The following is a 17,261-nucleotide window of genomic DNA, read 5'->3' as shown; positions in this document are numbered from 1 at the left end:
ACACAAAACAGCGCTAGCTATTTGTTTGCAGCGCCTCAGCCAGAAAATCAAACACCAGCTTAAGCCGTCGGCTGGTATGCAGCTCACGATGTACCACCAGCCAAAGCCCGACCTCAAAGGCGGGGAAATCCGCTAATGCTCTGTCGACCAGCGGCTCCGCATCACCGATATCCTCCGTCATAAAGCCAATCCCGACACCGGCTTTAACCAGCTCCCATTGCACCAGATGGCTGGCGATGGTAACCGGAAAGTTTTTCTCTGTCAGCGCAAAACCACGCTGATTAAGTTCGTCTTCAAGCACAGTACCGTGGTCGAAACGCAGAAAATCGGCACCGTTAAGATCTGCGGCACAAGTGCGGCGGCTAAAGCGAGCAAGATAACTCTTCGCCCCGTACAGGTGGGCTCTTATGTCCCCGAGCTTTCTGACAATCAGTTCTGGCTGAACAGGCCGGTAGGCGCGGATCGCGATATCGGCTTCCCGTCGTATCAGATTGCTGCTGTCATTGGTGGCAATCAGTTCAATTTCTATTCCCGGTGCCTGCTGACGAAGTCTGGCCAGAATAGCGGGCAACACAAAAGCCGCGGTGGCCTCTGAGGCGCTGATACTGACTTTGCCAGCCACAGTCTGGGTATGCCCGGTGGCAGTTAAAGAAAAACGCCCGGCAGCGTCAGCCATCGCTCTGACCTCGATAAGCAAATCATGGCCACTGGGGGTCAGAATAAGCCCTCTGGATGATCGCTCAAACAAGGTGACGCCGAGTTCGGCTTCCAATGCGCAGACCTGCCTGCCGAGGGTTGGCTGAGTCATATTCAGGGCCCGGGCTGCAGCCGAGAACGAACCCTCCTCAGCCGTTACCAGGAAAGCCCTGGCCCGGTTCCAGTCAAAATTAATCCCGCGCCAGCTCATGCATTTTTGTATAGGTGAGGTGCATTTTTAATTGTTTCATCCGTTTTTTTGCATGGCTATTATGGGTTCACGTCAAGTAAAGGTAAAGACCGTTATCATGCAACAGATTGCCAGATTCTGGGACAGGCACGCTCGGCGCTACGCCGATAGCCCAATTGCAGATATTCCTTCATATGAGCATAAGCTGCAGAAGACCCGGGAGTATTTCCACGCAGATACACGCATACTGGAGTTAGGTTGCGGTACCGGCTCAACAGCACTGCTGCATGCGTCTTTTGTCGCCCACATTCTGGCCACCGACGTATCAGCAAAGATGCTGGAAATTGCCAGAGAAAAAGCCACAGCATTAGCAATAGATAATGTCAGTTTTAAGCAGGCAGAAGCCTGCGATGTCGAAATTGCAGAGCCTGTGGATATGGTGATGACCATGAGCCTGTTGCATCTGCTGGCCGATAAAGAGGCACTGATTAAAAAAATCTATTGCTGGCTGAAGCCAGGCGGGGTGTTTGTGTCCAGTACAGTGTGTCTGGCCGACAGCCGATGGCGCTATATCAGATATGTGGCTCCACTGGCCAGAAAACTGGGATTAATGCCTTTACTGAAGATATTTTCTGAAGCGGAGCTCAAGGGCAGCCTGCTCAGCGCTGGCTTCGAAATAGATTACTGCTGGAAACCTCAAAAGGGTATGGCCGTATTTATGGTAGCCAAAAAACCTCAGGTCACCAGCACCAGTGCAGGAACTGCACTTAAATAATCTTATTTTGCTGCCATTCCCGGAGCTTTTCCTGGCGGGCCTGTTCACGCTCCTGACGGGCCTTTTTGCGATCACAGGGTTCCGGGCAGTCACAGGCCTTTTCGATTCCTATGGAACCCAGACCACCACAACTGCCTGAAATACTTTTCTTCTGCACCAGATAGCCCACCGACATGGATACCACTACCAGCAGAAAAAAACCGAACGCCAGAAAAAATGTACTCACAATTTACCTCTGTTACTGCAAATAAGGCTCAAATTCAGCGGTATTATACCCTTTAAAGCCATCTTTTTCGCGGGTGATCAGCATAACAGCCAAATTATGTTTTTCAGCAAAGGCAAGTCCTCTTTCCGCCCCCATAATATTCAGGGCCGTAGCCAGACCGTCGGCGGTCATGCTTGAGGGGTGCACCACGGTAACAGAGACAAGATTATGCTGTATCGGATAACCGGTGCTGGGATCGATCAGATGGGAGTAGCGCACGCCATCCTGTTCGTAATAGTTGCGATAATCTCCTGAGGTTGCCAGCGCATTGTCACCCACGCTGATAATCTGCTGTACCGCACGCTCTGTGGATATGGGTTTTTCTATGGCTACCCGCCAGGACTGACCCGATGCTTTTACGCCTTTAAGGCGCATTTCCCCGCCAATCTCCACCAGATAATGCTCGACGCCCTGCTCCTGCATAAAGTCAGCCACCACATCCACCCCATAACCTTTGGCGATGGTCGACAGATCCACATAGAGATCCGGTTGCAATTTGCGCGCACTGTTTGTATCCAGTACCAATTTGTCCAGCCCTATGGCTGCCCGTACCGCCTCGATTTGTTGTGGCGATGGAATTTTCTCCGGCCGCGCCTTGGGACCAAAACCCCATAAATTTACCAGCGGCCCGACCGTCACATCCAGCAGGCCACCACTGAGCTCTCCCAGTCGCTTTGCCTCCCGCATCACCAGCAGTGTCTCGTCAGACAAAGAAAAGGGCTCGGTGCTCTGCCACTGATTAAACTGAGACAGTTCTGACTGCGGGTCATAGGTGGACATCAGTGCATTGACGCGCTCCAGTTTGCGATCAATCTGTTGTTTTAATTGTTCTTCGTCCAGCCCCGTGCTGTTTACAAACTTAATATTGTAGGTGGTACCCATAGTCCTGCCATGTAGCACCGACTCCACCGGAGCCTGAGTACAAGCTGCCAGCAGCAATACCAGCGGCCATATGCACAATTGAACTAAACGATGTTTCAAACTATTCCCTAACATATAGATACTCATCGAGCTAAACAATTGAACCACAGAGGCACAGAGATCACAGAGGTTGTAAGGGTTTAGCTTACTGCACCTCTCTGCGTCCTTCGTCTCAGTGGTGAATATCTTTTAGTGGTGTATCAAAAAAGGGGCCTGCGGCCCCTTTTTCAGATTCTGAATATCAGCCGCCGAAATCGTCGAGCATAATATTCTCATCTTCCACACCCATTTCCTTGAGCATGTTGATGACGGCCGCATTCATCATGGGCGGTCCACACATGTAGAACTCACAATCTTCCGGCGCCGGATGATCCTTGAGATAGTTTTCCAGCAACACCTGATGGATAAAGCCGGTATAACCTTCCCAGTTATCTTCCGGTTGCGGGTCAGACAGGGCAACATGCCAGGTAAAGTTATCGTTCTGTTCCTGCAGCTCGTCAAAGTCCTCTACATAGAACATCTCGCGCAATGAACGGGCACCATACCAGAAGGTGATCTTACGATCCGTCTTGATTCTGCGAAGCTGATCGAAGATATGAGAACGCATGGGTGCCATACCGGCACCACCACCAACAAAGACCATTTCTGCATCGGTATCCTTGGCAAAGAATTCACCGAAGGGACCTGAAATCGTGGCTTTATCACCTTCTTTAAGGCTCCAGATGTAAGATGACATCTTACCGGCTGGCAGACTGAGGTTATTAGGCGGTGGCGTAGCGATACGCACGTTAAGCATAATAATACCTTCTTCCAGCGGATAGTTTGCCATGGAATAGGCACGGATGACCTCTTCATCTACCTTGGATTCTATATCAAAGAAGCCGAAGCGCTCCCAGTCCGGACGATACTCTTCAGGGATCTCAAAGTCCTTATATTTCACGTGATGAGGCGGCGCCTCGATCTGAATATAACCACCGGCACGGAACGGCACACTCTCACCATTGGGGATCTTAAGCTTAAGTTCTTTGATAAAGGTGGCCTTGTTATCGTTAGAGATAACCTCGCAGTCCCACTTCTTGATACCGAAAACTTCGTCTTCCAGTTCAATCTTCATGTCCTGCTTGATCGCCACCTGACAGGACAAGCGACAACCTTCGCGGGCTTCCCGTTTGGTAATATGGTCAAGCTCGGTGGGCAGAATTTCACCACCCCCTTCTTTAATGTCTACCCGGCACTGGCCACATGAGCCACCACCACCACAAGCAGAGGAAACGAAAATCCCGGCATTCGCCAAAGCGCCCAACAACTTGTCACCGGGATGCGCAGTAATGGACTTTTCCGGATCGCCGTTTATTTCGATAGTGACTTCACCGGAAGGCACCAGTTTTGACTTGGCGAAGGTAATGATGAACACCAGCACCAGCACGATGGCGATGAACATGCCGACACCAAGATAAATCTCAACCTGATTCATTAGATACTCCTATGTGTCGTGCGTTACAGCGCAATGCCAGTGAAGGACTGGAAACCCAGCGCCATCAGACCGGCAATCATAAATACTGAACCCAGCCCGCGGATACCTTCAGGCATATCGGCGTACTTGAGCTTTTCTCTGACCGCTGCCAACAGGGTAATCGCCAGAGCCCAGCCAATACCGCTGCCTAAGCCGTAGACGATGCTCTCGGTAAAATTGTATTCACGCTGTACGGCAAAGGCCACACCACCGAAAATGGCACAGTTCACCGTAATCAATGGCAGGAAAATACCCAGCGCGTTGTACAAAGGCGGAAAGAACTTATCCAGCAACATTTCCAGTATTTGTACCAACGCCGCAATCACGCCGATAAAGGTCAGGAAACTCAAAAAGCTCAGATCGGCTTCAGGGAAGCCCATCCAATCCAGAGCACCGGGCGCCAGCACATTAACATAAATAACCTGGTTCACAGGTACGGAGATACCCAGCACCACGATCACCGCTACCCCAAGACCCATGGAAGTTTTGACCTTCTTGGATACAGCCAGAAAAGTACACATGCCCAAAAACAGCGAGAGGGCCATGTTTTCGACGAAAATACTCTTAATTAACAAACTCAGATAATGTTCCATGGCTTACTCCTTAGGCTCCACTTGCTCTGGCTTGATAGTCCGGATTATCCAAATCAGGCCGGCGATCAGCATGAATGAACTGAAAGGCAGAATCAGCAGGCCATTACCCTGATACCAGCCACCATTTTGAACCAGTGGCAGAATCTCGTAACCCAGCAGGGTACCGAAACCGAACAATTCCTTGATAATGCCGATAACAATCAACACAAAGGAATAGCCCAGGCCATTACCTATACCATCCAGCAGACTCATCATCGGCGGATTTTTCATGGCGAAGCCTTCTGCCCGCCCCATGACGATACAGTTGGTAATGATTAAGCCCACAAACACCGACAGCTGTTTGGATATCTCGTAGGAGTAGGCCTTAAGGATTTGATCCACTACGATTACCAGTGAAGCGATAATAGTCATCTGAATGATGATGCGCACACTGGAAGGGATATGGTGCCGCAGCATAGAAATAAACAGGTTGGAAAAAGCCACTACGGCAGTCAATGCCAGTGACATCACCAGGGCCGTTTCCAGTTTGGTTGTTATCGCCAGCGCCGAACAGACACCCAACACCTGCAAGGCAATCGGGTTATTATCCAGAATCGGCCCAAACAGCGTTTTTTTGTACTCTTTTGCATTTGCCATTGCTATTGCCTCCTCAAGACTTCCAGGGCTGTTTTTTCAGGTAAGGGCCAAAGCCGTTTTCACCCAGCCAGTAATCCAGCGTGTTCTGCACACCGTTACTGGTCAGCGTTGCCCCTGAAAGTGCGTCAACAGAGTAATCATTATCCGGTGAGGCATTCTTCTCTACTGCGATGGCCACATCACCGTCTTTGAAGATCTTCTTACCATCCCACTTCGCCTGCCAGTCTGGGTTTTGCACCTCACCGCCCAGTCCCGGAGTTTCTTTCTGATCATAATAAATCAGCTCACGAATGGTATTACCGTCATTGTCGATAGCCAGAAAGCCATACATCAGGTTCCATAATCCGCTGCCATGTACCGGCAGTACGATACGGGTCACAGTGCCAGATTCATCCTTTACAAGATAAACACTGGCCACGTCGGCTCGGCGCTGAAAACCAACATTGCTGTCTTCGACTTTGGAGCTCTTTTCCGTAACTTTGGCTGCCTTATACATATCATAGTCTTCGGGCATCTCCACATATTCGCCTGATTCCAGGTCCACAAAGCGCCGTTCAACCAGAGCCTCATAGGTACCTGCGATATCACCCTTAGCTTCTTCCAGCAGACCAGCTGCATGCAGGATATTGCTTTGTTTATCCAATGCGGCATTGGTTTCCTGCAACGAGCGCAAGCCCACCGCTGCACCGGAGACTACAATAGAACAGACCAGACAGACGGCAACAACGATGCCGACGGTTTTTCCGAAAGTTTCTTGTTTAGCTGACACGTGCCATCCTCCGTTTGATATTGCCCTGCACAACGAAGTAGTCGAACAAAGGTGCCCACAGGTTAGCGAACAGGATGGCTAACATCATGCCTTCCGGGAAAGCGGGATTGAGCACGCGAATCATCACACACATAAAGCCGATCATAATGCCGTACGCCCATTTACCCTGATTGGTAAATGAAGCAGACACAGGATCTGTCGCCATAAACAGCATACCGAAGGCAAAACCACCGGTTACCAGATGCCAGTACCAGGGCATGTCAAACATGAAATTAGTGTCACTGCCAATCATGTTGAGCAAGGTACTGAACAGCGCCATACCAAACAGCACGCCCAGCACAATACGCCATGAAGCGATGCGCATATACATGATAAACAGACCGCCGATCAGCAGCGCCAGAGTAGAGACTTCACCCACAGAGCCCTGAATGTTGCCAAAGAATGAGTCCCACCACAGCTGGGTATCGGCATAGTCCAGATCACCGCTGGCCGCCTGGCTCAAAGCCGTAGCGCCTGAGAAACCGTCAGCCGCTGTCCAGATAGCATCACCGGAAATCTGTGCCGGGTAGGCAAAGTACAGGAATGCACGACCGGAAAGCGCCGGGTTAAGGAAGTTTCTGCCGGTACCACCAAACACTTCTTTGGCAATGACCACACCGAAAGTAATACCCAGTGCCACCTGCCACAGCGGGATAGTGGCCGGAAGCGTCAGTGCAAACAATACCGAAGTGACGAAGAAACCTTCATTAACTTCATGTTTGCGCACAGAAGCAAACAGCACTTCCCAGAAACCACCGACAATAAAGGTCACGGCATAGATAGGTACAAAGAAACAGGCGCCATAGAGCAGCATTGAACCCCAGCCTGCAGCCTGGGTGCCTAACTCACCGCCTAAGGCTGAGAACAACCCTGCCTGCCAGTATACATCCACCGTATCGGCCCAGGATGCACCGGCCAGCAAGGCTTCATTTGCCTGCAGACCTACATTATACATGCCGTAGAACATAGCCGGGAATGTGGCCATCCACACCATAATCATAATGCGCTTAAGATCGATGCTGTCGCGCACATGAGTAACGGCTTTATTTACCTTGCCTGGTGTATAGAAGATCGTGGCCGCCGCTTCATACAAAGCGTACCATTTCTCATACTTACCACCCGGCTCAAAATCAGGTTCTATTTTCTCAAGATAATCTTTTAAACTCATGGATCAGCCCTCTTTCTCAATTTTGGTCAAGCATTCACGCAGGACGGGTCCATAGTTATACTTGCCAGGGCACACATAAGTGCACAATCCAAGATCTTCTTCATCCAATTCCATACATCCCAGCAACTGAGCGCTGTCAGTATCACCGGAGAGCAGATCTCTCAACAACATGGTGGGTAAAATATCCAGCGGCATGATGCGCTCATAATTACCAATCGGCACCATAGCCCTATCTGAACCATTGGTGGAGGTAGTCATATTGAACAGCCGTTTGGGCGAAAGGTGACCAAGATAAGCGCGGGTAACAGAGTGCATATCCCGCCCAGGTCGCAGCCAGCCAAAGAGTTCTTTCTGATTGCCCTCTGCCAGCAAGCTCAGTTGCAGATGGAAGCGTCCCAGATAACCATGCACACCGTGGGCATTGGTACCACAAAGTACCGAGCCGGATACCACGCGGATATCACCACCAGTCATCTCACCGGCTGTGAGCTGCTCGGTGCTGGCGCCCAGAATAGTGCGCAGCAAGCGAGGGTTTTTGGCAGCAGGCCCGCCGATGGCGATTACCCGGCGATTATCAATCTCACCAGTGGTAAAGAACGCACCATAGGCCATCACATCCTGATAATTGATATGCCAGACCACCTTGTTGGGACCAGCAGAGTCCAGGAAATGGATGTGTGTACCCACCAGACCAGCCGGATGAGGGCCGGCAAATTCATTCACCTCAGCTTTGGCATCACCAACACCGATATCAGCTCCGGCGGCTTTACTCACATAGAGTTTGCCCTCGGTCAGATTACTCAACACCTTCAAACCATTGATAAAGTCCTGCTGGCGTTCAGCAATAATGGGGGCCGGATCGGCCGCCAATGGGTTGGTATCCATGGCATTGACAAAAATCGCCGCGGGCTTAGACCCTAATGCAGGTGATTTGCTGTACGGGCGTGTCCGAAGCGCAACCCACAATCCTGAATCGACCAGGTTTTTCTCTACCTCGTCGCGTTCCAGATTGTCGAGTTTGGATTCGTCGAAGCTGGGGAAGCTTTCTTTATCGTCTCCATCCAGTTCAATCACTACCGATTGCAACACCCGACGGGCGCCACGGTTAACTTCAACCACGGTACCGGCAGCAGGTGCAGTAAATTTAACGCCAGGATTCTTTTTGTCTTCGAACAGTAACTGCCCTTTCTTGACCTTGTCTTCTACCTGCACATGCATGGTAGGACGCATCCCGACATACTCTTCTCCCAGCACAGCCACCCGGTTTACCCGGGGACCATCCTGGATCTGTTGTTGTGGCGCTCCCTTTATGGGGAGATCCAACCCTTTGGTGATTTTAATCATACGCAATTGCACTACTCATTGACTGAATACTCATCAGGATTGCCTGGATTGAAAATCCAACCCTGATGAGGACTCAAAGCGAACTTCACCTGACCACTGAAACCAGTGACAAGCGCCTGCAATTTATACATTAATACATGATTTTGCGGTTCGGCTCTGTGGCCGCTGCCGCATCGCAAAGGCCTTCCGGGCCTTGCCTACTCTTTCAGAAGGTTGCTACAACAAGCGATAAATGCTGCGCATGCGAGCAAACTGCCAATAGCCTATATAACAGGAAAAAAGACCAGAACCGTCCAGCCTGCTTTCTAAGCGGCGCATTTTAGCACTAACCCACCGACCTTTTCCATGGCTATACAGAGCATATTTGTGCAACTTTAGGCCAGAGTCGGCCTTTGAGCAAAAAAGAACCGCCATGAAGGCGGCTCCTTAATAACGTCCTGTTACCAATCTACCATGGGGTCAACATCGGCATCATAATCGACACCATCGAAGCCAAAGCCGAACAAATGCAGAAACTCCTGATGGTAACCGGCATAATCACTCAACTGATGGAAATTGTCCTGTGTCACCTGATCCCATAATGCCTTTATCCTGGCCTGAGTTTGCTCATTGGTTTCCTTGTCGTCCATGCGCAACCGGTTTGCTTCATCGGTTTGTGGGTGCGCAGCAAAGAGTTTTTCAGCAAACAATCCCTGAATCTGCTCGATACAGCCTTCATGGGTACCCTCTTCTTTCATCACCTTGTAAATCAGAGAAATATACAGCGGCATAACCGGAATCGCAGATGAGGCCTGGGTGACCAATGCCTTTAGTGAAGATACATAGGCTTTAATCTGCTTGTCTGCCTTGGAACTGTTAATGGCTGCCGCCGCTCTGTCCAGATCTTCCTTGGCCTTGCCGATAGTGGCATGGCCATAAATCGGCCAGGTCAGTTCCTTACCTATATAGGTATAGGCGGTAGTACGGCAACCCTCGGCAAGCAGATCCGCTGCATCCAGCGCATCCAGCCACATTTCCCAGTCCTCTCCGCCCATCACCTTGATGGTATGGTCAATCTCTTCCTGAGTAGCCGGTTCCAACTCTATCTCGTGTACCAGATCCTTATCCGTATCATAGGTCTTGGTCTTGTAGCCCTGCCCTACTGGTTTTAACACCGACTTAAAGGTCTCACCGGTATTGGGATCGGTACGCCGTGGTGACGCCAGACTGTAAACCACCAGGTCAACCTTACCCATATCCGCCTTAATGGCCTCGATCACCTCAGCCTTAATCTCATTGGAGAAGGCATCACCATTAATAGTTTTGGCATAGAGTCCGGCCGCTTCTGCCTGCTGATGAAAGGCCGCAGTATTGTACCAGCCTGCAGTGGCTGTTTTGCGCTCAGAAGGTGGTTTCTCAAAGCACACACCCAGAGTTTTGGCGCCATAACCAAAGGCGGCAGTAATACGTGATGCCAGCCCGTATCCTGTGGAGCATCCCAGCACCAGTACATTCTTCGGGCCCTCTTCGGGTTGTTGCTGTTGACGAATATAATCAATCTGTTGTTTTACATTAGCCGCACAGCCCACAGGGTGAGCATTAGTGCAGATAAAGCCGCGAATTTTCGGCTGAATAACCATAGTTGAGATCCCTTTGAAATAAACGGGGCCATTGTATCGCCCCGGTTTTGATAAACAACTCTGAGCAGCTAGGGCCTGTTGTTCTTTGCTTTATGCTTTTGCAGCGAGTTGTGCGGTATTTATACAATAAAGCACGACTGTGGTGTAGTTGTTCTACATGAATGAGTGCTGAAGCAGCAGAGATGCCGCACAAACGCTGTCCTTCGGATTCGTCTTAAACGTTTTTTTACTCCTTATGAAAGACTCCTGTCTTTCACCGCTTCGCGGCCAGCTAAAGCTGTTTTATGGCGTTCGCTACGCCTCGATTAAAAAGCGTTTAATCAGAATAAAATTCATACAGCAAAGAACAACAGGCCCTAGAGTCTACTGACGATTTTTATAGTACTCAAACTCCGATAACTGGTGATAACGGCTGACATTCCGCTGGAACTTACGATAGGAGTCGTACACTTTGGCAAATTGCGGATCCGCTGCAGCCTGCTCTTCCATCACCTGTAGCGAGGCTTGTTTCAATGCCTGCATCACATCATCGGGCAAAGGCAACACCTTGACCCCATGTTTATCCTGCAACGCCATCAGCGCTTCATTGTTACGGGCGGTATATTCATCCAGCATATCCTGATTAACTGCCCTGGCCGCCACTTCAATGATGGCCTGCAAATCCTCCGGTAGCTGCCGGTATGCCTCTTCGTTAACGGTAAACTCAAGCATGGCACCGGGCTCGTGCCAGCCGGAGTAGTAATAATAATCCGCCACTTTATGCAGTCCAAAAGCCAAATCATTATAAGGGCCGACCCACTCAGTAGCGTCAATAGCCCCGGTTTGCAGAGAAGTGAAAATCTGCCCACCGGGCAGCGCCACCGGCATACCACCGACTTTTTTCAGCACTTCGGCACCTAAGCCGGGCATCCGCATCTTAAGATTCTCAAGATCTTCGATGCTGTTGATTTCTTTTTTAAACCAACCTGCCATCTGTACGCCGGTATTACCCCCGGCAAAAGGGATCACACCAAAGGGCTTGTACAGCTCACGCCACAATTCCAGTCCGCCGCCGTAATGGATCCAGGCATTCATTTCCGTGACATTCATACCAAAAGGGATAGCCGTAAAAATCTGCGCCGCTGGCGCCTTGCCCTTCCAGTAGTAACTTCCGGCATGGCCCATCTGCGCGGTGCCACTGGATACTGCATCAAACACTTCAAACCCCGGTACCAGTTCGCCGGCACCATAGACCTGTATGGTTAATCGACCCGCTGACATACGCTCAACGTAATCAGCAAAGGTTTCCGGTGCTCTGCCCAGTCCGGGAAAGTTTTTCGGCCAGGAGGTTACCAGCTTCCATTTATAGCTCTGCTGAGTCGCCGATGTCTCTGCGACCTCCGTCTGCTGATCAGAACAACCAAACATTAACGCCGTCAGCGCTACTGCACAGAGTGTTTTAACGATTCTCAAGACTTACTCCTTGTTTCAGCTATAGATTTTATCAGGCAACCAGGTGGCTAACTCAGGCCAGAGGGCCAAGCCTGCCAATAGTAACAGTTGCAGGATAATAAAGGGGATGACCCCACGATACATATCCGATGTTCTGACACTTTCAGGGGCCACACCACGCAGATAGAACAGCGCAAAACCAAAGGGTGGGGTTAAAAAGGAGGTTTGCAGGTTAATGGCAATCATAATTCCCAGCCACACAGGATCCACCCCCATCATTAACAATACCGGTCCGACTATGGGCACCACCACAAAGGTGATTTCAATAAAATCGAGAATAAAACCGAGCAGGAAAATCACCAGCATCACCACTAACATGGCGCTGAACACACCGCCCGGCAAACCGGTAAAGAAATCCTCGATCAGGGTTTCACCACCTAAGCCTCTGAACACCAGTGAAAATACCGACGCGCCGATGAGGATCAAAAACACCATGGCCGTGACTTTGGTGGTGTTTAACATCACCTCCTGCAATCGCTTAAGTGACAACTGACGGCTGAACATGGCCAGCAACAGTGCACCTAAAGCCCCTACTCCGGCGGCTTCTGTGGGTGTGGCGAGCCCCAGTAAAATCGAGCCCAATACCAGTACCATTAGAATCAACGGCGGCATCAGCGCCCGCAACAATGGCAAAATGCCGAGCCTCCGGGGTTGCTCAGGTTGATCTTTTCGCACTGACTGTGGTCTGAAGAAGCCCAGCCCTAATACATAGAGCAGATACATCACCACCAGTATCAGGCCCGGGATCAGGGCGCCGACAAACAAATCCCCCACCGATACCGATTCCGGTGAGAAAATCCCCATATTCAGCTGCGCACGCTGATAAGCACTGGATAACACATCCCCCAGCAGCACCAGCGCGATAGAGGGCGGAATAATCTGCCCCAGAGTGCCGGTGGCACAGATACTGCCGGTAGCCAGTGCTGGTGAATAACCCCGCTCAAGCATTGTAGGCAGAGACAACAAGCCCATGGTGACCACCGTTGCACCCACAATGCCGGTGCTGGCGGCCATTAACATACCGACCAGGATCACAGAAACTGCCAGTCCCGCCCGATAGCGACCAAACACCTGCCCCATGGCAGTTAATAACTGCTCAGCAACCCTGGACTTTTCCAGCATCACACCCATAAACACGAACAAAGGCACAGCCAACAGAGTCTGATTGGTCATTATGCCGTAAATCCGGCTTGGCAACGCACTCAGATAAGCCATATCGAATGCCCCGAATAAAGAGCATACTGCGGCAAAAATCAGTGCCGTACCTGCCAGAGAGTAGGCCACCGGATAGCCGAGCATCAGTACCAGGCAAACCAGCACAAACATCACCAATGCCAGCCATTCCATCAGTGTTCACCTGTGTTGAGTAACGGGAGCTTCGTCAGTATCTGCGCAATGCCCTGTAGCAGCATAGTCAGAGCAAATAACGGGATCAAAGACTTAAGAACAAAAACCAGTGGCAAGCCTCCGGCCTCTCCGGAGCCCTCCAACAGTCCCCAGGATTTGGCCGCATAATCCCAGCTAATAATGAGAATATAAAGATTCACCGGTATCAACAGCAGCAAAGTGCCGAGTATATCGACCCAGGCCTGGCGCCGGGGTGACGCCTTACGATAAAAAATATCCACTCTGACATGCTCATCGGCCTTCAGGGTATGGGCTGCACCCAACAGAAACACCATGGCGTGCAGATATAAAGCTGACTCCTGCATGGCTATCCAGCCCAGATTAAAACCATATCTGAGCACGACGATGGTAAACACCAGCAGCACCATCAGTAAGGTCAGCCAACTGACCAGCTTACACAGCAGATCATTGAACTGGTTGATAATTATTGAGCAACGTTGATACAACAAGGAAGGAAGCGCTCTTACTTTTAGTATTTTGTTAGCTTTTAACAAAATATTCACTGAATTGGAATGGCAACAATAAAGAAAGGCCAGCAGGACGGGGAAAGGCACTGCTGTTGCTCAAAGGACAACAGCAGTGAACGATATCACTCAGGAGGCTTTGCGCTTTAATCCGCCCAGGCAATCGGGCGAATCAGGCGCCCCGCCATACAAACCCCGCCACTCACTGTCAGTGTAGGTGTGCAGCGCCAATGCATGGATATGATCGGCCAATTCATCCCGCAGAACCGCATTCACCGCCCGGTGGCGATTAATCAGGCGCTCACCACTAAAAGAAGGTGATACCAGCACAACCTTGAAGTGGGTTTCTGAGCCTGTCGGTACATTGTGCTGATGACTCTCATTCACCACTTCCAGATAAGCAGGATCAAAATGACTGAGTAATTTTTCTTCGATTCTGGACTGAATATTCATCAACTTTCCTCTTTCCCTTGTTGGGCTGTGTGCATGGTTGCAGAGCAGCGCTAATCCCCGAAATTTTACGCTACGCTCAGACTAAATTTAGTCATCTGCGGTGGCTTAACAAGGTCTGACTGGCAAATAAATCACTGGCTTTATACTAACTTACTGAGCCCCCGATATATATTTTTATATGAAAACAACTCCATCATCTATAACTAGAAGTGATTACCTGACTGTATTCCAATGGCCCGGAGTATTCAAAAAATATTATTAAATATCATGGGCTTGACAACTCATCTCTGAGTTGGGTGAATAATCCGTCGAAAAGTCAGATTTATCCTGTCATCCATGGCCTTGCGGCTTTTCGGCAGAGCATGTTGCCAGTATTGCTGGGTCAGGCCCGCCATCACCAGCAAACTACCATGGCCAAGTCTGATACGGTACTTTTCCCCATTATGACGGTGTCTGAAATCCATATTACGGCGCTGCCCCAGACTCACGGAGGCAATCACCGGGCTGGTACCTAACTCTGGTTCGTCATCGGCGTGCCAGCCCATACCATCTGCTCCATCCCGGTAATAATTAGCCAGCACGGCATTAAAACGGCTGCCCGTGAACTGTTCACAAGTCATTTTCAGTTCCCGCAATTCCTCAGTCCAGGGCAAAGGGCGCATATCCAGCCCGGAATAACGATATTGTGCTTCCGGGTCACCATACCAGGCTTGCAGGCGGGGGATTTTAACTTCCCGGCCGTAAATTCTGATACTATCCTGACGCCAGGCAAGTGTGCCTCTCAGAACAGCCAACAGGGCATCTGCCTCGCTCACAGAAAGAAAATCGGGCACATAACTTAAATCGGCATCTGCCAGTTGGATATCCTGTTGACCGAACAAATCATTTTGCATTATCGCTGTGGAACCTTGACCTCAATGAATACCAGATTGATCCTAACAGATAAGGCCCTTGAACTTTATCGCTATCCGGCCGAATCCCAACACAAAAGCGAGCAGGCCTGGGATGCCGCCGATGAATATATGCTCGGGCAGCTCACAGCTGAATCTGGCAATCTGAAAATATGGATCCTGAATGATGATTGTGGAGCCCTGTGTTGCGCTTTGGCAGATCACACCCCAAGGTGGATAGGAGACTCACTGGTGTCACAATTGGCGTGCCGGCAAAACCTCAACATCAACAACCTGGCACCAGACAGTGTGCAGTTCTTTGATAGTCTGAGCATACCTGCCGAAAACCCGGATCTGGTGCTGATTAAAATCCCCAGAACTCTGGCATTACTTGAACATCAGCTTTGCCAGCTGCAATCTGCAACTACCCCGCGAACACGTATTATCGCTGGTGCCAGGGTTAACCAGATTCATTCTTCAACCCTGGCTCTGTTCGAAAAATACCTGGGACCAGTTACCACTTCACTGGCAAAGAAAAAAGCCAGGCTGATATTTTGCCAGCCACAAGAGAATAAACACCTGCTTTCACCCTATCCTACCTGCTGGAAAATGCCAGATATGAACTGGCTGATACACAATCATGCCAATGTATTTGCCCGCCAGCAACTGGATATCGGCGCCCGCTTTATGCTTAAGCACCTGCCTGAAGCGCAGGGAAAAAAGGTGATTGATCTGGGTTGCGGAAATGGGGTTCTGGGCATGGCCATGCTCTGTTCAGCCTCGCCGGATGAAGTCTCATTCGTGGATGAGTCTTTTATGGCGGTGGCCTCGGCGAGTCAGAATGTTGCACATAATCTGCCTGAACACTTACGCCGATGTACATTTGTTGTCAGCAATTGTCTTGACCAGATTAAAACAGCAAAGGCCCATATAATCCTCTGCAATCCGCCCTTTCATCAGCAACAGCGCATCACCGATCATGTTGCCTGGCAGATGTTTAAACAGGCCAGAGATTGCCTGTACCCGGGTGGCGAGCTGAGAATTATCGGCAATCGCCACCTGGACTATCATCACAAACTGAAACGCTTGTTTGGCGGCTATCATCAGGTTGCAGCAAATAATAAATTCAGTATCTTATCAGCCATCAGAAGATAACCGCGGCTATCAAGCCCCAGAAGGAGCCCTATGAAAACCTGGCTTATTGCTTTTATGACACTGGTATCCATTGGCGTGATGGCCAAAGATGAAGGCGCCAAGATTCAGCCTGATAACCTTTTCCCCAGGGTTAAGCTGGAAACCAGCATGGGCGATATCGTGGTAGAGCTGGATCGGATCAAAGCCCCTATCACCACCAATAACTTTTTACTTTATGTGTCCAAGCGCAGCTATGAAGACACCATTTTCCACAGAGTTATCAAAGATTTTGTGGTTCAGGGCGGTGGTTATGACAGTGAATTTAACAGCAAACCGACGATTCGCACCATCTTCAACGAGTCCGGCAACGGCAATAAGAACGAACGCTATACCCTGGCCATGGCCAGAGAGAACGATCCGCACTCAGCCGGCAGGCAGTTTTTCTTCAATATGAATGACAATGACAGTCTGGATCCCGGCAGAAAATGGGGTTATGCGGTATTTGGCCGGGTTACCGAAGGCATGGACGTGCTGGATAAGATTGCCGCCGTAGAAACCGATGTGCACGAGACCTTTGGCTGGCCCGATGTGCCGATAGAGCCTGTGATACTGAAAAAAGCCACGATATTGCCACCGCAATTCTGAAATGCACTGATATTCCGGAAAAATATAATATTTATCACCACAGAGGCACAAAGGACACAGAGGTATTAATGATCTAATCCCCCATACTTCTCTGTGTTGAATTTAGCCTTACGCAAAAGTCACTAGATGCCCGACAACGGCACTCGGGCATGACCGGCCGTCGTTCCTGCGTGTTGTTGGCGGGAACCCAGTGCCTCAACGGGGTTCGTGCTTTTACTTCGCGCTGTCCTGCGCTACGTAAGCCAACCT

At 50.2% G+C, this 17,261-nt stretch carries 18 protein-coding genes; 3 read left to right on the top strand and 15 right to left on the bottom strand.

Annotated elements, in window-relative coordinates:
* Positions 1 to 13 precede the first annotated feature (13 nt).
* Positions 14 to 907: a LysR family transcriptional regulator gene (locus AT746_RS03880; protein WP_062476681.1), complete on the bottom strand. Its 894-nt coding sequence runs from the start codon at positions 905 to 907 to the stop codon at positions 14 to 16.
* Between the two features lie 97 nt (positions 908 to 1,004).
* Here AT746_RS03880 and AT746_RS03875 point away from each other — a divergent pair, with 97 nt between their 5' ends.
* Positions 1,005 to 1,661 (top strand): class I SAM-dependent methyltransferase, encoded by a 657-nt coding sequence (locus AT746_RS03875; RefSeq protein WP_062483935.1) that lies wholly within the window; start codon positions 1,005 to 1,007, stop codon positions 1,659 to 1,661.
* Here the strand turns inward: AT746_RS03875 and nqrM are convergent.
* The 14 genes from nqrM to AT746_RS03805 all read right to left on the bottom strand — a co-directional run bounded on the left by nqrM (position 1,654) and on the right by AT746_RS03805 (position 15,236).
* Positions 1,654 to 1,887: a (Na+)-NQR maturation NqrM gene (nqrM, locus tag AT746_RS03870; protein WP_062476678.1), complete on the bottom strand. Its 234-nt coding sequence runs from the start codon at positions 1,885 to 1,887 to the stop codon at positions 1,654 to 1,656. The genes AT746_RS03875 and nqrM overlap by 8 nt on opposite strands.
* A gap of 12 nt (positions 1,888 to 1,899) precedes the next feature.
* A complete protein-coding gene (locus tag AT746_RS03865) occupies positions 1,900 to 2,922 on the bottom strand; it encodes an FAD:protein FMN transferase (protein ID WP_062476675.1) in 1,023 nt (340 codons plus the stop codon).
* A 166-nt stretch (positions 2,923 to 3,088) separates the two neighbouring features.
* Positions 3,089 to 4,321: an NADH:ubiquinone reductase (Na(+)-transporting) subunit F gene (nqrF, locus tag AT746_RS03860; protein WP_062476673.1), complete on the bottom strand. Its 1,233-nt coding sequence runs from the start codon at positions 4,319 to 4,321 to the stop codon at positions 3,089 to 3,091.
* A 23-nt stretch (positions 4,322 to 4,344) separates the two neighbouring features.
* On the bottom strand, positions 4,345 to 4,953 hold the full coding sequence (nqrE, locus tag AT746_RS03855) for an NADH:ubiquinone reductase (Na(+)-transporting) subunit E (RefSeq protein ID WP_062476669.1): 609 nt from the start codon (positions 4,951 to 4,953) through the stop codon (positions 4,345 to 4,347).
* 3 nt (positions 4,954 to 4,956) lie between these two features.
* Positions 4,957 to 5,589: an NADH:ubiquinone reductase (Na(+)-transporting) subunit D gene (locus tag AT746_RS03850; RefSeq protein ID WP_062476666.1), complete on the bottom strand. Its 633-nt coding sequence runs from the start codon at positions 5,587 to 5,589 to the stop codon at positions 4,957 to 4,959.
* 13 nt (positions 5,590 to 5,602) lie between these two features.
* On the bottom strand, positions 5,603 to 6,358 hold the full coding sequence (locus AT746_RS03845) for a Na(+)-translocating NADH-quinone reductase subunit C (RefSeq protein WP_062476663.1): 756 nt from the start codon (positions 6,356 to 6,358) through the stop codon (positions 5,603 to 5,605).
* Entirely contained in the window at positions 6,348 to 7,565 is a 1,218-nt protein-coding gene (locus tag AT746_RS03840; RefSeq protein WP_062476660.1) for an NADH:ubiquinone reductase (Na(+)-transporting) subunit B, read from the bottom strand. The genes AT746_RS03845 and AT746_RS03840 overlap by 11 nt, the downstream gene beginning before the upstream one ends.
* A 3-nt stretch (positions 7,566 to 7,568) precedes the next feature.
* The gene (locus AT746_RS03835) at positions 7,569 to 8,909 is read right to left on the bottom strand and encodes a Na(+)-translocating NADH-quinone reductase subunit A (protein WP_062483933.1); all 1,341 of its coding nucleotides are present in this window, start codon (positions 8,907 to 8,909) and stop codon (positions 7,569 to 7,571) included.
* A gap of 440 nt (positions 8,910 to 9,349) precedes the next feature.
* Entirely contained in the window at positions 9,350 to 10,528 is a 1,179-nt protein-coding gene (gene fabV / locus AT746_RS03830; RefSeq protein ID WP_062476658.1) for an enoyl-ACP reductase FabV, read from the bottom strand.
* A 363-nt stretch (positions 10,529 to 10,891) separates the two neighbouring features.
* Complete coding sequence (locus AT746_RS03825; RefSeq protein ID WP_062476656.1) at positions 10,892 to 11,935, bottom strand: TRAP transporter substrate-binding protein; 1,044 nt, start codon at positions 11,933 to 11,935, stop codon at positions 10,892 to 10,894.
* Positions 11,936 to 11,995: 60 nt separating this feature from the next.
* Entirely contained in the window at positions 11,996 to 13,366 is a 1,371-nt protein-coding gene (locus AT746_RS03820; RefSeq protein WP_082633143.1) for a TRAP transporter large permease, read from the bottom strand.
* On the bottom strand, positions 13,366 to 13,875 hold the full coding sequence (locus AT746_RS03815; RefSeq protein WP_335338206.1) for a TRAP transporter small permease subunit: 510 nt from the start codon (positions 13,873 to 13,875) through the stop codon (positions 13,366 to 13,368). Before AT746_RS03815 ends, AT746_RS03820 begins: the two co-directional genes overlap by 1 nt.
* A gap of 144 nt (positions 13,876 to 14,019) precedes the next feature.
* Positions 14,020 to 14,343, bottom strand: coding sequence for a transcriptional regulator BolA (bolA, locus tag AT746_RS03810; RefSeq protein ID WP_062476652.1), 324 nt, complete (start codon positions 14,341 to 14,343; stop codon positions 14,020 to 14,022).
* Positions 14,344 to 14,624: 281 nt separating this feature from the next.
* Positions 14,625 to 15,236 (bottom strand): alpha-ketoglutarate-dependent dioxygenase AlkB family protein, encoded by a 612-nt coding sequence (locus AT746_RS03805; protein WP_062476650.1) that lies wholly within the window; start codon positions 15,234 to 15,236, stop codon positions 14,625 to 14,627.
* Between the two features lie 24 nt (positions 15,237 to 15,260).
* Between AT746_RS03805 and AT746_RS03800 the strand changes: the two genes are divergently transcribed.
* Together AT746_RS03800 and AT746_RS03795 are read left to right on the top strand one after the other, a co-directional pair.
* Positions 15,261 to 16,388: a methyltransferase gene (locus AT746_RS03800; protein ID WP_062476648.1), complete on the top strand. Its 1,128-nt coding sequence runs from the start codon at positions 15,261 to 15,263 to the stop codon at positions 16,386 to 16,388.
* Positions 16,389 to 16,418: 30 nt separating this feature from the next.
* A complete protein-coding gene (locus AT746_RS03795) occupies positions 16,419 to 17,012 on the top strand; it encodes a peptidylprolyl isomerase (RefSeq protein ID WP_062476645.1) in 594 nt (197 codons plus the stop codon).
* Positions 17,013 to 17,261 lie beyond the last annotated feature (249 nt).

Origin of the sequence: Lacimicrobium alkaliphilum, assembly GCF_001466725.1 — a bacterium.
In the GTDB taxonomy this organism is placed as follows: Bacteria; Pseudomonadota; Gammaproteobacteria; order Enterobacterales; family Alteromonadaceae; genus Lacimicrobium; species Lacimicrobium alkaliphilum_B.
The sequence above is the reverse complement of the archived record's forward strand: the minus strand, read 5'-3'. Positions and strand labels throughout refer to the sequence as shown.

What these genes read in the sequence shown, in the direction of transcription:
- AT746_RS03880 (WP_062476681.1), bottom strand. Translation starts at nt 907, where the DNA reads ATGAGCTGGCGCGGGATTAATTTTGACTGGAACCGGGCCAGGGCTTTC.
- AT746_RS03875 (WP_062483935.1), top strand. Translation starts at nt 1,005, where the DNA reads ATGCAACAGATTGCCAGATTCTGGGACAGGCACGCTCGGCGCTACGCC.
- AT746_RS03865 (WP_062476675.1), bottom strand. Translation starts at nt 2,922, where the DNA reads ATGTTAGGGAATAGTTTGAAACATCGTTTAGTTCAATTGTGCATATGG.
- nqrF (WP_062476673.1), bottom strand. Translation starts at nt 4,321, where the DNA reads ATGAATCAGGTTGAGATTTATCTTGGTGTCGGCATGTTCATCGCCATC.
- nqrE (WP_062476669.1), bottom strand. Translation starts at nt 4,953, where the DNA reads ATGGAACATTATCTGAGTTTGTTAATTAAGAGTATTTTCGTCGAAAAC.
- AT746_RS03850 (WP_062476666.1), bottom strand. Translation starts at nt 5,589, where the DNA reads ATGGCAAATGCAAAAGAGTACAAAAAAACGCTGTTTGGGCCGATTCTG.
- AT746_RS03840 (WP_062476660.1), bottom strand. Translation starts at nt 7,565, where the DNA reads ATGAGTTTAAAAGATTATCTTGAGAAAATAGAACCTGATTTTGAGCCG.
- AT746_RS03835 (WP_062483933.1), bottom strand. Translation starts at nt 8,909, where the DNA reads ATGATTAAAATCACCAAAGGGTTGGATCTCCCCATAAAGGGAGCGCCA.
- fabV (WP_062476658.1), bottom strand. Translation starts at nt 10,528, where the DNA reads ATGGTTATTCAGCCGAAAATTCGCGGCTTTATCTGCACTAATGCTCAC.
- AT746_RS03825 (WP_062476656.1), bottom strand. Translation starts at nt 11,935, where the DNA reads ATGTTTGGTTGTTCTGATCAGCAGACGGAGGTCGCAGAGACATCGGCG.
- AT746_RS03820 (WP_082633143.1), bottom strand. Translation starts at nt 13,366, where the DNA reads ATGGAATGGCTGGCATTGGTGATGTTTGTGCTGGTTTGCCTGGTACTG.
- bolA (WP_062476652.1), bottom strand. Translation starts at nt 14,343, where the DNA reads ATGAATATTCAGTCCAGAATCGAAGAAAAATTACTCAGTCATTTTGAT.
- AT746_RS03805 (WP_062476650.1), bottom strand. Translation starts at nt 15,236, where the DNA reads ATGCAAAATGATTTGTTCGGTCAACAGGATATCCAACTGGCAGATGCC.
- AT746_RS03800 (WP_062476648.1), top strand. Translation starts at nt 15,261, where the DNA reads ATGAATACCAGATTGATCCTAACAGATAAGGCCCTTGAACTTTATCGC.
- AT746_RS03795 (WP_062476645.1), top strand. Translation starts at nt 16,419, where the DNA reads ATGAAAACCTGGCTTATTGCTTTTATGACACTGGTATCCATTGGCGTG.